This is a genomic window from Pseudomonas sp. BIC9C (assembly GCF_034541995.1).
Classification (GTDB): domain Bacteria; phylum Pseudomonadota; class Gammaproteobacteria; order Pseudomonadales; family Pseudomonadaceae; genus Aquipseudomonas; species Aquipseudomonas fluorescens_CC.
Genome location: NZ_JAWDGM010000001.1, coordinates 1,555,319 through 1,568,857, shown reverse-complemented (window position 1 = coordinate 1,568,857; position 13,539 = coordinate 1,555,319). Strand labels below are relative to the sequence as shown.

The window sequence follows — 13,539 nt, the reverse complement described above, 5'->3', positions numbered from 1 at the left end:
AACCAAAGGCTGTGCCGACGCCTAGTCTGAGCATGTCCGATAAAATTGAACTCCGCGCAGAGGTGCCGTCCGAATTGGGCGGCCAACGCCTCGATCAAGTCGCCGCACAATTATTCGCTGAGCACTCGCGCTCGCGCCTTTCCGCCTGGATCAAAGACGGCCGCCTGACTGTGGATGGGGCGGTTATCCGCCCGCGAGACATCGTCCATGGCGGCGCCATCCTTGAGCTGACTGCCGAGCAGGAAGCTCAGGGCGAATGGGTCGCTCAAGACATTGCCCTGGACATCGTCTACGAAGACGACGATATCCTGGTGATCAACAAGCCTGCGGGCCTGGTGGTGCACCCGGCTGCCGGTCACGCCGACGGCACCTTGCTCAACGCCTTGCTGCACCACGTGCCGGACATCATCAATGTGCCCCGCGCCGGTATCGTGCATCGCCTGGACAAGGACACCACCGGTCTGATGGTGGTGGCCAAGACCATTCAAGCGCAGACGCAACTGGTTGCACAGTTGCAGAGCCGCAGCGTCAGCCGGATCTACGAGTGCATCGTGATCGGTGTGGTGACAGCCGGTGGCAAGATCAATGCGCCAATCGGTCGTCACGGCCAGCAGCGCCAGCGCATGGCCGTGATGGAAGGTGGCAAGCAAGCCGTCAGCCATTACCGCGTGCTCGAGCGCTTCCGCTCCCACACTCACGTGCGGGTGAAGCTGGAGACCGGTCGTACGCACCAGATTCGCGTGCACATGGCGCACATCAACTTCCCGTTGGTCGGAGATCCTGCCTACGGCGGTCGCTTCCGCATTCCGCCGGCGGCCAACCCGACCATGGTCGAATCCCTGAAAAACTTCCCGCGTCAGGCGCTGCATGCGCGTTTCCTGGAACTGGATCATCCGACCACCGGTCAGCGCATGAGCTGGGAGTCACCGTTGCCGGAAGACTTCGTCTGGCTGCTGACCCTGCTCAAGCAAGACCGTGAGGCGTTCATCGGATGAGTGACTGGCTGATTCCTGACTGGCCCGCGCCGGCGGGGGTCAAAGCCTGTGTCACCACCCGTGCGGGCGGCGTCAGTGTGGCGCCGTTCGACAGCCTCAACCTCGGCGATCACGTCGACGACAGCCCTGAAGCCGTTGCCGAGAATCGCCGTCGTCTTACCGATCATTTCTCCATTCGACCGGCCTGGCTGCAGCAGGTCCACGGCATTGCCGTGGCCCATGCCGATCCAGACCGGGTGGACACTGCCGATGCCAGTTGGACATCGACGCCCGGTATCGCCTGTGCGGCGATGACTGCTGACTGCCTGCCTGCGCTGTTTTGTGACCGTGCCGGCACTCGCGTTGCGGCAGCCCATGCCGGTTGGCGCGGGTTGGCGGCGGGCGTGCTGGAAGCCACCCTCGACAGTCTGGCCGTACCACCCGCCGAGGTGCTGGTGTGGCTCGGTCCGGCCATTGGTCCACAAGCGTTTGAAGTCGGCCCCGAAGTGCGCGAAACCTTCGTGCAGCAGCTGCCGCAAGCGGCAGAAGCCTTTGTACCGAGCCAAAACTCCGGCAAGTTCATGGCCGACATCTATATGCTGGCGCGTTTGCGTCTGGCGGCTCGCGGTGTAACGGCTGTCTATGGTGGCGGTTTCTGTACCGTGACCGATCCTCGCTTCTTTTCTTATCGCCGCAGCCCAAAAACGGGTCGGTTTGCCTCCCTGATCTGGCTCGAACGCTAGACTTGCCTGACCTGCATCAACGTCACGACGCTTGAAACTCCCAGAATCGACCGCATCTATTGTGTTATCTGGCAGGTTTCTTCACTCAGGATGTTTTATAGGTCCGGCCTGCTCAAAAGGAAGGTGACCCATGCGTATAGACCGTTTAACCAGCAAATTGCAGTTAGCGTTGTCCGATGCCCAATCCCTGGCTGTCGGCCACGATCATCCGGCCATTGAACCGGCGCACTTGATGCAAGCCTTGCTCGAACAGCAGGGCGGCTCGATCAAGCCCCTGCTGATGCAGGTGGGCTTCGACGTCAACAGCCTGCGTAAAGAGCTGACCAAAGAGCTCGACCAGCTACCGAAAATCCAGAACCCGACCGGCGACGTGAACATGTCGCAGGATCTGGCGCGCCTGCTTAACCAGGCCGATCGTCTGGCGCAGCAGAAAGGCGACCAGTTCATCTCCAGCGAGCTGGTGCTGCTCGCCGCCATGGACGAGAACAGCAAGCTCGGCAAACTGTTGCTCGGCCAGGGCGTGAGCAAGAAAGCCCTGGAAAATGCGATCAACAACCTGCGCGGTGGCGAGGCCGTCAACGACCCTAACCACGAAGAGTCCCGTCAGGCCTTGGATAAATACACCGTCGACCTGACCAAGCGCGCCGAAGAGGGCAAGCTCGATCCGGTGATCGGCCGTGACGATGAAATTCGCCGGACCATCCAGGTGCTGCAACGTCGTACCAAGAACAACCCGGTGCTGATCGGTGAGCCTGGCGTGGGTAAAACCGCCATCGCCGAAGGCCTGGCCCAGCGCATCATCAATGGCGAAGTGCCGGATGGCCTCAAGGGCAAGCGCCTGTTGTCCCTGGACATGGGGGCGCTGATTGCCGGTGCCAAGTATCGCGGTGAGTTTGAAGAGCGGCTCAAGGCGTTGCTCAATGAACTGTCGAAGCAGGAAGGGCAGATCATTCTGTTCATCGACGAACTGCACACCATGGTCGGCGCCGGCAAGGGCGAAGGCTCGATGGATGCGGGCAACATGCTCAAGCCGGCCCTGGCCCGTGGTGAGCTGCACTGCGTGGGCGCCACTACGCTCAACGAGTATCGTCAATACATAGAGAAGGACGCCGCGCTCGAGCGACGCTTCCAGAAAGTGCTGGTGGATGAACCGAGCGAAGAAGACACCATCGCCATCCTGCGTGGCCTCAAGGAGCGCTATGAGGTTCACCACAAGGTGGCGATCACCGACGGCGCGATCATTGCCGCGGCCAAGCTCAGCCATCGTTACATCACTGACCGGCAGTTGCCGGACAAAGCCATCGACCTGATCGATGAAGCGGCCAGCCGCATCCGCATGGAGATCGACTCCAAGCCGGAAGTGCTGGACCGTCTGGAGCGTCGCTTGATTCAGCTGAAAGTGGAATCCCAGGCGCTGAAGAAGGAAAGCGACGACGCGGCGAAGAAGCGTCTGGAAAAACTGCAGGATGAAATCGCTCGTCATGAGCGCGAGTATTCGGATCTCGAAGAAATCTGGAATTCGGAAAAAGCCGAAGTCCAGGGTTCTGCACAGATCCAGCAGAAAATCGAACAGTCCCGTCAGGAACTGGAAGCGGCCCGCCGCAAAGGCGACCTGAACCGCATGGCCGAGTTGCAGTACGGGGTGATCCCGGACCTGGAGCGCAGCCTGCAAATGGTCGACCAGCATGGCAAAAGCGAGAACCAGTTGCTGCGCAGCAAGGTGACTGAGGAAGAAATCGCCGAAGTCGTGTCGAAGTGGACTGGTATTCCAGTGTCGAAGATGCTCGAAGGCGAGCGCGAAAAACTGATGAAGATGGAAAGCCTGCTGCACCAGCGTGTGATCGGCCAGGATGAAGCGGTGGTAGCGGTTTCCAACGCGGTGCGGCGTTCGCGTGCCGGCTTGTCCGACCCGAATCGCCCCAGCGGCTCGTTCATGTTCCTCGGCCCGACCGGTGTCGGTAAAACCGAGCTGTGCAAGGCGCTGGCCGAATTCCTCTTTGATACCGAAGAGGCGATGGTGCGGATCGACATGTCCGAGTTCATGGAGAAACATTCCGTGGCTCGCCTGATCGGTGCGCCACCGGGCTACGTGGGCTATGAAGAGGGCGGTTACCTGACCGAGGCCGTGCGTCGCAAACCGTATTCGGTGATCCTGATGGATGAGGTCGAGAAAGCGCACCCGGATGTGTTCAACATCTTGCTGCAAGTGCTCGAAGACGGTCGTCTGACTGACAGCCATGGCCGCACGGTGGACTTCAAGAACACCGTGATTGTCATGACGTCCAACCTGGGATCGGTACAGATCCAGGAACTGGTCGGTGATCGTGAGGCACAGCGTGCAGCGGTGATGGATGCGATTTCCAGCCACTTCCGGCCGGAGTTCATCAACCGGGTCGACGAAGTGGTGATCTTCGAACCGTTGGCGCGGGATCAGATCGCCGGCATTACCGAGATCCAGTTGGGTCGTCTGCGTAGCCGCCTGACCGAACGGGAGCTGAAGCTTGAACTCAGCCCTGAAGCCATGGACAAGCTGATTGCGGTCGGTTACGACCCGGTGTACGGCGCACGGCCGCTCAAACGAGCGATCCAGCGCTGGATCGAGAACCCGCTGGCGCAGTTGATCCTGTCCGGTCGATTCATGCCGGGCGATACCGCTCATGGTGTGGTGGAAAACGACGAAATCGTCTTCGTCTGATCCGGATCGGCAACAAAATTGAAAAGGCCTCGCATTGCGAGGCCTTTTTTTCGTTAGGCTGTTGAACTCAAAGGAAAAGGCTTGTAAAGTGCGCCCCGCAGTAAGTCACCCGCCAGGGTTTCCGCTCACTGGGCAGGAATCCAAAATAAGTTGCAAATCATTAACTTGAAAGCAATTTAGGGGGTTGACAGAGGTTCTGAAGATTGTAGAATAGCGCGCCTCAGACACACGAACGCAGCGATGCAAACGGGTTGAAGAGAACGCAGTAAAGCTTCAAAGTTGTAAATTGAAATGTGTAGTTCCGTGATAGCTCAGTCGGTAGAGCAAATGACTGTTAATCATTGGGTCCCAGGTTCGAGTCCTGGTCACGGAGCCAATTTCAAACCGGGGTATAGCGCAGTCCGGTAGCGCGCCTGCTTTGGGAGCAGGATGTCAGGAGTTCGAATCCCCTTACCCCGACCATTTTTGGGTCGTTAGCTCAGTTGGTAGAGCAGTTGGCTTTTAACCAATTGGTCGTAGGTTCGAATCCCACACGACCCACCATTTTTGAAACCAGGTTAAACTGGAATCGAATCTTAAGATCAGACGCCAAAAGCTCTGTTCGCAGAAGGCGCCTCTCGAAGGTGCCTTTTTTTTACCGGGGTATAGCGCAGTCCGGTAGCGCGCCTGCTTTGGGAGCAGGATGTCAGGAGTTCGAATCCCCTTACCCCGACCATATTAAAAATCCTCGTATCGAAAGATACGGGGATTTTTTTTGCCCGCGAGAAATTCAGGACATCGCAAAACCAATGTGGGAGCGAGTCTGCTCGCGAAAGCCGTGTACCAGTCAACATTGATGCTGGCTGACTCGACCTCTTCGCGAGCAGGCTCGCTCCCACAGGTTTTACATCAGTGCAGCTTCAGCCGTGGCTCGGTGCCGCGCCCGATCTTGCTACCGAGCATCAGCATCGCTGTGCGAAACGGCCCATACAACGCCATCTGGTGCATGCGGTACAGCGACACGTAGAACATCCGCGCCAGCCAGCCTTCGAGCATTACGCTGCCGGTGAGGTTGCCCATCAAGTTACCCACAGCCGAAAAACGCGACAGCGAGATCAGCGAGCCGTAGTCGGTGTACTTGTACTCCGGCAGTGCCTTGCCTTCGATGCGCAGTTTCAGCGATTTGGCCAGCAACGAAGCCTGTTGGTGAGCGGCCTGGGCACGTGGCGGCACATTGCGGTCGCTGCCTGGTTGAGGGCAGGCGGCGCAGTCACCGAAGGCGAAGATGTTCTCGTCACGGGTGGTTTGCAGGGTCGGCAGCACTTGCAGCTGATTGATGCGGTTGGTTTCCAGGCCATCGATGTCCTTGAGGAAACCCGGTGCGCGAATCCCCGCGGCCCAGACTTTCAGGCTGGCCTTGATTTCATTGCCGTCGGCGGTGATCAGGCTGTCGGCCGTCACTTCGCTGACAGCAGCATTGGTCATGACGTTGACCCCGAGTTTCTCCAGGGTTTTATGCACAGGTCCGCCAATCCGTTCTGGCAGCGCCGGCAGGACTCGTGGTCCGGCTTCGATCAGGGTGATGTGCATGTTTTCCGGCTTGATCCGGTCCAAGCCATAGGCTGCCAGTTCATGGGCGGCGTTGTGCAGCTCGGCGGCCAGCTCGACCCCGGTGGCACCGGCACCGACGATGGCCACACTGATTTGCTCAACCGTATCGGTCTGACCGGCGTGAGCACGCAAGTAGTGATTGAGCAGTTGCTGGTGGAAGCGCTCGGCCTGTTTACGCGTGTCGAGGAACAGGCAGTGTTGCGCAGCGCCCTGGGTGCCGAAATCGTTGGTGGTGCTGCCGACGGAGATCACCAGCGAGTCGTAAGGCACTTCACGGGCTGGCACCAGCTCCAGACCGGCTTCGTCATAGGTGGCGGCCAGCTGGATTTTTTTCTTCGCGCGAGCGAGCCCGCTCATGCGCCCAAGCTGGAACTCGAAGTGGTTCCATTTGGCCTGGGCGACATAGTTGAGTTCGTCTTCGGAAGAGTTCAGGGAACCGGCCGCCACTTCGTGCAACAACGGTTTCCAGATGTGGGTCAGGTTCGCGTCGACCAGCATCACACTGGCCGTGCCACGCTTGCCCAGAGTCTTACCCAGACGGGTAGCCAACTCCAGACCGCCGGCGCCGCCGCCAACGATGACAATACGATGAGTCATGGGGATATCTCGCAAGGCTAAAAGAAATCGGTGCAATTACCCGAGCGAGCGCAAGGCAGCTCATAGCGTCAGGTAACTGATAAGGCGGCTCAACAGGCCCAGGCCAATGGTCACTGCCAATACCAGTACAAGGAGCATCCACGGCCGGAAAGGCCGGCGCTCGACTTGGTGCTGGGACAATTGCAGGTACTCTTCGACATGCTTTTGGTCGTCGGGGTTCAGGCGGCTGGTCATAAAGGCCTCGTCAGGTAGACGTAGCTAAATGCGTAGAAGCTACAGGCTGATTTAACGAACGTTGAACGGAGCATAGCCGCTGTCCGGAAGGGGCTCGACGCTCACCGTATCGTCCAGGCGAATGATTCCACTTTGTAACACTCGGGCAGTGATTCCGCCATGTCCGCGCACGGCCTGAAAGGTGCCGATGCCCAGGTTGCTTTCAAGGCGCGCGCAGGGCTGGCACCAGCCGGTGGTTTCGAACGTTGCCTGGCCAATCCGGAAGCGGCGACCCTTGAGGCTGAACAGATTGATGCCACTGATAACGAGATTGCGCCGTAGATCTTCAGGCCGGACCGGATGATCGTGCCCACGCCCCATCAACGAACTGATCACCGCCAGGTGCTCCCACTGAATCAGCGTGACCTGCCGCGCATTGCGCACGCCGGGGCGGGCGTGGTCGCCGGTCAGGCCGGCCTCGAGGCGCGCTTCCACGGCCTCGAGTGCAAGCATCGGCGAACGTGATTGCGGGCGCACGCCGATCCAGCGTACACGACCTTGTTGCGGCACCTCGGCGATCAGTTCCTGCAGCGGGCTCACAAGCTGATTCCGACGTCAAAAACAATGCTGCGCCCCAGGTTGCTGCGCAAGAAGTCCGGCGCATCCGGGTGAGCGAACAGCACGCGGGCAAATGTCGGCCCGACCAATGACAGCGAGCGCCAGCCCTGGCGCAGGTATTCGGTCGGCGGCGGGAAATGGCTGTTGAGGTCCAGCACTTCGCGTTTGAGGCTGGCGAAGGCAATGATGTCCAGTTCACCCAGATCCATGCCGCGTTCTTTGTAGTTGTGCGCTTTTTTGCGCAAGGTCGGTGCCAATCGCAGCAAGAATTCGTTGGCGGGGATGCGTCGTGGCTTGGCCTCGCGGCGCACCAGTTGGCTCAGGGAAAACGCGCTGCGTCGGCGTTGCAATTCGTCGCGCCATTCATCGTTGAGGCGCCGGCCTTCGTCGAGCACGAAGAACACCTCGAAACTGGCATCGCGAAACAACACATCCGGCGGCTCCCCGGCGGGGGCGAACTCATCGGCACGATAGGGAATGTTCAAGCCTTGCAGCAGGCGCTGGCAGACCCAACGCTCACGCTCCCATTTGCGGGCGTTGGACAGGAACGCGTTGGCTTGCTCGGCCGCGATGGTCAGCAGGCGTAAATAATCTGAGTCATCCATAGGCCCAAGCTTAGCGTTCAAATGTGATCGCAAAGAAGACAATTTGTCGGAGAGGGCCGATGCCTCCCGTCCCCATGCCCGTTTCAGGGCCCTGCACAAAATGGATAGAGATCTGCGCGCACTGGATATTGCCACGTATCGGGTGGCTCTACCCTCGGCTGTACGGACGTAAGCCGTGTTACCGACGCTCGAAAAAAACAACAACAAGAGACATATGCCATGCGCAAGATCGACGTACATGAGGTTATCGACAACGCTCGCTTCAACCGCTTTCACTGGATGGTGCTGTTCTGGTGTGCCCTGATCATCATCTTCGATGGTTACGATCTGGTGATCTACGGTGTGGTCTTGCCGATGCTGATGAAAGAGTGGGGGCTCAGTCCTTTGCAAGCCGGTGCACTGGGCAGCTACGCACTGTTCGGCATGATGTTCGGCGCGCTGTTCTTTGGCCCGTTGTCGGACAGGATCGGCCGCAAGAAGGCCATCACGATCTGCGTGATGCTCTTCAGTGGTTTCACCGTGCTCAACGGTTTCGCCCGAAACCCCACGGAGTTCGGCCTCTGTCGCTTCATTGCCGGGCTCGGCATTGGCGGCGTGATGCCTAACGTCGTGGCACTGATGAACGAGTACGCGCCGAAAAAAATCCGCAGCACGCTGGTCGCGATCATGTTCAGCGGTTACTCGGTGGGCGGCATGCTGTCCGCCGGACTGGGCATTGTGCTGATCCCGGGTTTCGGCTGGCAGTCGGTGTTTTACGTGGCGGTCATGCCGTTGCTGTTGTTGCCGCTGATCATGTATTTCCTGCCCGAATCAGTGGGTTTCATGTTGCGTCAGGGGCGTAATGAAGAGGCGCGCAGTATTCTCCAGCGGATTGATCCGGCTTACGTCGCGCAAACGTCTGACCAACTGCACATGGCCGAAGTGAAAGGCACGGGCACCCCGGTGCTGCAGTTGTTCCGTGAAGGCCGTGCGCTGCGCACGCTGATGCTGTGGCTGGCGTTTTTCTGCTGCCTGTTGATGGTGTACGCGCTGAGTTCCTGGCTGCCAAAACTGATGGCCAACGCCGGTTACAGCCTGGGCTCGAGCCTGTCGTTCCTGCTGGTGTTGAACTTCGGGGCGATCTTCGGCGCGGTCGGTGGCGGGGTGCTGGGCGACAAACTCAATCTGCCGAAAGTGCTGGCGGTGTTTTTCGCCATGGCGGCGGTGTCGATCACTCTGTTGGGCTTCAACAGCCCGATGCCGGTGTTGTACCTGCTGATCGCCGTTGCGGGTGCCACCACTATTGGCTCGCAGATTCTTTTGTACGCCTGCGCCGCGCAGTTTTACTCCATGACGATTCGCTCTACCGGTCTGGGCTGGGCGTCGGGCATCGGGCGCAACGGGGCCATCGTCGGTCCGCTGCTGGGCGGTGCCTTGCTCGGGATCAGCCTGCCCCTGCAACTGAACTTCATGGCGTTTGCCTTGCCCGGTGCGGTGGCGGCCCTGGCCATGACCGTGTTCGCCATCAGCAGTCGACGCAGCGCTGCTGGCGTCACCCCGGCGTTGTCAGCGACCGGTGCCTGAATCATGAAAGCGTTTTTCCAGGACTTCTCGTTGTCAGCCGCCGTGGCTGGATTCATTGCCACGGTGATTTCCTACGCCGGCCCGTTGGTGATCATCTTTCAGGCGGCAGAAGCGGCACATCTTTCGCGGGAAGTGTTGTCGTCCTGGATCTGGGCGATCTCCATTGGCAGCGCCGTGCTCGGTATCGCTTTGAGCCTGCGCTACCGCGTTCCGGTGATCATCGCCTGGTCGGCGCCGGGCTCGGCGTTGCTGGTGACGCTATTGCCGGAAATTTCCATGGCAGAGGCGGTGGGGGCTTATCTGGTCAGCAGCCTGATCATTTTCGTGGTTGGCCTCTCGGGGGCTTTCGACCGGATCATCAGCAAGCTGCCCGCAGCCGTCGCGGCGGCGATGCTGGCGGGGATCCTGTTCAGTTTCGGCACCGGATTGTTCGTGTCGATGCAGCACAAGCCGTTGCTGGTCCTGGCGATGTTTTCCAGCTACCTGATCTGCAAGCGGGTGATACCGCGTTATGCGGTGATGATGGTGCTGCTGGTGGGCTGTTCGATTGCCGCGTTCACTGGTGAATTGCATCGTGAAGCGCTGGTGATCGGTCTGGCCACGCCGATGTGGATCACGCCCGAGTTCAGTCTGGGCGCGATCCTGAACATCGCCTTGCCGCTGGTGATGGTGGCGCTGACCGGTCAGTTCGTGCCCGGCATGGCGGTGCTGCGCGCCAGTGGATATCCAGTGCCGGCGAGCCCGATCATCGCCAGTAGCGCGTTGGGCACGGCACTGCTGGCGCCGTTTGGTTGCCACGGACTGAATCTGGCGGCGATCACCGCGGCGATCTGCACCGGTCGCGAGTCCCACGAAGATCCTCGCAAACGCTACGTGGCGGGGGTCGTCGGCGGCCTGTGTTACCTGCTGTTGGGGATCTTCGGTGCCACGCTGGTCTCGCTGTTTTCAGCGTTCCCCAAAGAGTTGGTCGCGGCGCTGGCCGGGCTGGCCTTGTTCGCCGCCATTGCCGGTGCGTTGACGGGAGCGATGGCCGTGCCGAGCGATCGCGAAGCCGCGCTGGTGACCTTTCTGGTCACGGCTTCGGGCATGACGTTGTTCGGATTGTCCGCGGCGTTCTGGGGGCTGATTTTCGGCATGGTTACCCATGTGTTGTTGAGCGCTCGTCGCCCCATTCCCCGTCGCAAATCCACTGCAACTGAAGTCCTTCAACCAGTCGATCAATAACAATAAGAGAAAAACGATGAAACAGATTTTCCCAACAACCGGTTCGGCGTTGTCCCTGGCTGTCGTCTCGGGTTTTTCCGCGGGTGCGATGGCGGCTGAAACCGGCTTTGTCGAAGACACCACCGCGACGTTGCAGGCGCGCAATTACTACTTCAGCCGCGACTATTCCGACATCGTCGGCGCCAACCAGCAATCGAAGGCTGAAGAGTGGGCCCAGGGTTTCATCCTCAACGTGAAATCCGGATACACGCAGGGCACCGTCGGGTTTGGAATGGATGTCATCGGCTTGCTCGGCCTCAAGCTCGACAGCGCTCCGGACCGAACCAATACCGGTTTGCTGCCGGTGCAGGGCGACGGCCGCGCGGCGGACAACTACAGCCGCCTGGAAGGCGCATTGAAGATGCGCTACTCCAAAACCGAGCTGAGAGTCGGTGAGCTGCAACCCAATCTGCCGGTGTTGGCATTCAGCGATATTCGCCTGCTGCCACCGAGTTATCAGGGCGCAAGCATCACCTCCAACGAGATCAATGGCCTGACGCTGCAGGGTGGTCACTTGAGTTCAACCAGCCTGCGCAACGAGGCTGGCGACGAAAAGATGCAAGCGATGCTGGGCCATGTGCCGCAGCGTCAGGTCAGCAGTGACGGTTTCAATTTTGCCGGCGCTGATTATGCCTTCAATGACAAGCGCAGCTCGGTCAGCGCCTGGTACGGGCAACTGGAAGATATCTACAACCAGCGTTTTCTGGGTTTAAAGCACAGTGAGCCAGTGGGCGACTGGATCCTCGGCGCCAACCTCGGTTACTACGATTCGCGCGAGGACGGCAAAAAACTGCTGGGCAACATCGACAACCAGGCGTTCTTCTCGTTGCTGTCGGCCAAGCGTGGCGGCCATACGTTTTACGTCGGCTATCAGGGCATGTTCGGCGACAGTGCATTTCCACGGGTATTTGCCAACATCTCGCCGCTGGGCAACGAAGTGCCGACCTATGAGTTCGCCTTCACCGATGAGCGTTCCTGGCAGGCGCGCTACGACTACGACTTCGCGGCGCTCGGCGTACCGGGGCTGACCAGTACCCTGCGCTACATCAGCGGCAACAATGTCGATACCGGAAAGGGTTTCGAAGGCAAGGATCGCGAGCGTGACCTGGACATCGGCTATGTGCTGCAGAGTGGCAGCCTCAAAGGCCTTGGCATTCGCGTGCGCAATGCGATGGCGCGTTCCAACTACCGCAGTGACATCGACGAGAACCGCTTGATCCTCAGCTACACGTGGACCTTGCTGTGAGCCATTGATCACAGGTTGCTGGTGCAATCACCCATGACGTCGTAGGTCACGCGGTGGGTCTGGCCCTGATGATCGACATACTCCATGGTCGCCGGTACAACCCCGCACGCGGTCGCCGTGTCCGACACCGAAACCACCTTGGCGATGTCCAGTGGCTGCGCCGGGTTGTACAGGATCGTGAGGGGCTCGTTGTCAGCGGCCATGGCCGAGGTGGCGATGACGGTCAGCAACAGGCTGATCAACGTTTTCATGTTGGCGTGCTCCGTGTCGGTTCTGATGTCTGAATTTTAGTCTTGGCCACCGACGGATAAAGGGGCGAACTGCAGATGCAACCTTACATAAAACGTAACAGTCATCGCCCGAGGGGGGCTTATGGATGTGCTTAACAACTTGCGCGTGTTCATCCGGGTGGTGGACTGCGCCAGTTTCACCGGGGCTGCCGATGCGCTGGATCTGTCGACCGCGCAGGTATCCCGATTGGTGGCGGATCTGGAGGAACATGTACAGGCGCGCCTGCTGCAACGCACCACGCGGCGCTTGAGCCTGACCGACGCCGGCGAGCGCTTCCTGCTGCGCAGCCGGCAAATCGTCGACGCCATGGATGAGGCGACGGCCGAGGCCCGTGGCGCACATCTCAATCCGGCCGGACGTCTGCGGGTGCACAGCATGAACGGCCTGGGTGTGTTGCTCACGCCGTTGATCGCCCGCTACAGCGAGCTTTATCCCGATGTGGTGTTCGAGCTGACCTTGTCGCAGCGCAATCCCGATCCGCTGGAGGAAGGGCATGATGTGGTGATTTCGATCGCTCCGGAACTTGCCGACTCGCAAATGGTTGCGCAGGCCGTCGGGCAAATCTACAGCGTACCCTGTGCCTCCCCGGACTACCTGCACCGCCGGGGCGTGCCGCAGCATCCGCTGGCGCTGAGCGACCATCAATGCCTGCGCATGCTCGACCCGCTGTACAGCGATCAATGGCTTTTCCAGGACGAGCACGGCGAGCACGCCGTCAGCCCGGCCAAGACCTTTCAGTGCAATGTTGCCGAGTCGATGGTCAAGGCTTCGGAGGCGGGCATGGGTATCAGCCTGCTGCCGTTCTACACCGCGACGCGGCCCTTGAGCGACGGCACTTTGCTGCGCGTGTTACCTGCATGGCGCCTGCGCGAACGCAATGTGTACGCGCTGTATCCTTCGCGCCGCTTTCTCGATGCCAAGGTCCGCACCTGGGTGGACTTTCTCAAGTCTGAGCTGCCGAAGCTGTTCGCCGAACATGACGCGGCGATGAACGATCCGCGGCATTGGGCTTGACGTCGAAGGGCCTGCGAGCGGCGGTGTAGACTGAGTGTCTGTTGTCTTTCGCCAAGGAGTCGCGCGTAGATGTGCACACCAGGGTCAGCGGGCATCGTGCCATGGCGCACACGGGAGTGTGTTGAAC

Annotated in this window: 12 protein-coding genes and 4 tRNA genes; 11 read left to right on the top strand and 5 right to left on the bottom strand. The window is 59.8% G+C overall.

The features are described from left to right. The first annotated feature begins 32 nt into the window (after window positions 1-32). The 7 genes from rluD (at window position 33) to RS887_RS07285 (ending at window position 5,127) form a co-directional block, all read left to right on the top strand. Window positions 33-995 (top strand): 23S rRNA pseudouridine(1911/1915/1917) synthase RluD, encoded by a 963-nt coding sequence (gene rluD / locus RS887_RS07315; RefSeq protein ID WP_057400466.1) that lies wholly within the window; start codon window positions 33-35, stop codon window positions 993-995. Further along, on the top strand, window positions 992-1,717 hold the full coding sequence (gene pgeF / locus RS887_RS07310) for a peptidoglycan editing factor PgeF (RefSeq protein WP_322614891.1): 726 nt from the start codon (window positions 992-994) through the stop codon (window positions 1,715-1,717). Before rluD ends, pgeF begins: the two co-directional genes overlap by 4 nt. 130 nt (window positions 1,718-1,847) lie before the next feature. Continuing rightward, window positions 1,848-4,412 (top strand): ATP-dependent chaperone ClpB, encoded by a 2,565-nt coding sequence (clpB, locus tag RS887_RS07305; RefSeq protein WP_111288389.1) that lies wholly within the window; start codon window positions 1,848-1,850, stop codon window positions 4,410-4,412. 300 nt (window positions 4,413-4,712) lie between these two features. After that, window positions 4,713-4,788, top strand: a tRNA-Asn gene (locus tag RS887_RS07300). Between the two features lie 9 nt (window positions 4,789-4,797). Continuing rightward, window positions 4,798-4,874 (top strand) — tRNA-Pro (locus RS887_RS07295). Between the two features lie 5 nt (window positions 4,875-4,879). Continuing rightward, window positions 4,880-4,955, top strand: a tRNA-Lys gene (locus tag RS887_RS07290). Between the two features lie 95 nt (window positions 4,956-5,050). Further along, a tRNA-Pro gene (locus RS887_RS07285) sits at window positions 5,051-5,127 on the top strand. Between the two features lie 173 nt (window positions 5,128-5,300). Here the strand turns inward: RS887_RS07285 and RS887_RS07280 are convergent. The 4 genes from RS887_RS07280 to RS887_RS07265 are packed head-to-tail and all read right to left on the bottom strand — an operon-like array spanning window position 5,301 to window position 8,035. Continuing rightward, window positions 5,301-6,599: an NAD(P)/FAD-dependent oxidoreductase gene (locus tag RS887_RS07280; RefSeq protein WP_322614890.1), complete on the bottom strand. Its 1,299-nt coding sequence runs from the start codon at window positions 6,597-6,599 to the stop codon at window positions 5,301-5,303. A gap of 60 nt (window positions 6,600-6,659) precedes the next feature. Continuing rightward, window positions 6,660-6,833, bottom strand: a complete 174-nt coding sequence (locus RS887_RS07275; RefSeq protein ID WP_007970531.1) for a DUF3094 domain-containing protein — start codon at window positions 6,831-6,833, stop codon at window positions 6,660-6,662. 51 nt (window positions 6,834-6,884) lie between these two features. Then, on the bottom strand, window positions 6,885-7,412 hold the full coding sequence (locus RS887_RS07270) for an MOSC domain-containing protein (protein WP_322614889.1): 528 nt from the start codon (window positions 7,410-7,412) through the stop codon (window positions 6,885-6,887). Further along, entirely contained in the window at window positions 7,409-8,035 is a 627-nt protein-coding gene (locus RS887_RS07265) for a DUF1780 domain-containing protein (protein ID WP_007970534.1), read from the bottom strand. The genes RS887_RS07270 and RS887_RS07265 overlap by 4 nt, the downstream gene beginning before the upstream one ends. Window positions 8,036-8,254: 219 nt before the next feature. Here RS887_RS07265 and RS887_RS07260 point away from each other — a divergent pair, with 219 nt between their 5' ends. The 3 genes from RS887_RS07260 to RS887_RS07250 are packed head-to-tail and all read left to right on the top strand — an operon-like array spanning window position 8,255 to window position 12,107. After that, the gene (locus tag RS887_RS07260) at window positions 8,255-9,598 is read left to right on the top strand and encodes an aromatic acid/H+ symport family MFS transporter (RefSeq protein ID WP_322614888.1); all 1,344 of its coding nucleotides are present in this window, start codon (window positions 8,255-8,257) and stop codon (window positions 9,596-9,598) included. Between the two features lie 3 nt (window positions 9,599-9,601). Further along, window positions 9,602-10,822 carry a benzoate/H(+) symporter BenE family transporter gene (locus RS887_RS07255; RefSeq protein WP_322614887.1) on the top strand — a complete coding sequence of 407 codons (1,221 nt, stop codon included), beginning with the start codon at window positions 9,602-9,604 and terminating at the stop codon, window positions 10,820-10,822. A gap of 16 nt (window positions 10,823-10,838) precedes the next feature. Further along, window positions 10,839-12,107 (top strand): OprD family porin, encoded by a 1,269-nt coding sequence (locus RS887_RS07250; protein ID WP_322614886.1) that lies wholly within the window; start codon window positions 10,839-10,841, stop codon window positions 12,105-12,107. A gap of 8 nt (window positions 12,108-12,115) precedes the next feature. Here RS887_RS07250 and RS887_RS07245 read toward each other — a convergent pair whose 3' ends face one another. Next, complete coding sequence (locus tag RS887_RS07245; protein ID WP_322614885.1) at window positions 12,116-12,358, bottom strand: DUF2790 domain-containing protein; 243 nt, start codon at window positions 12,356-12,358, stop codon at window positions 12,116-12,118. Window positions 12,359-12,479: 121 nt separating this feature from the next. Here RS887_RS07245 and RS887_RS07240 point away from each other — a divergent pair, with 121 nt between their 5' ends. Next, entirely contained in the window at window positions 12,480-13,412 is a 933-nt protein-coding gene (locus RS887_RS07240; protein WP_322614884.1) for a LysR family transcriptional regulator, read from the top strand. Window positions 13,413-13,539: the final 127 nt, after the last annotated feature.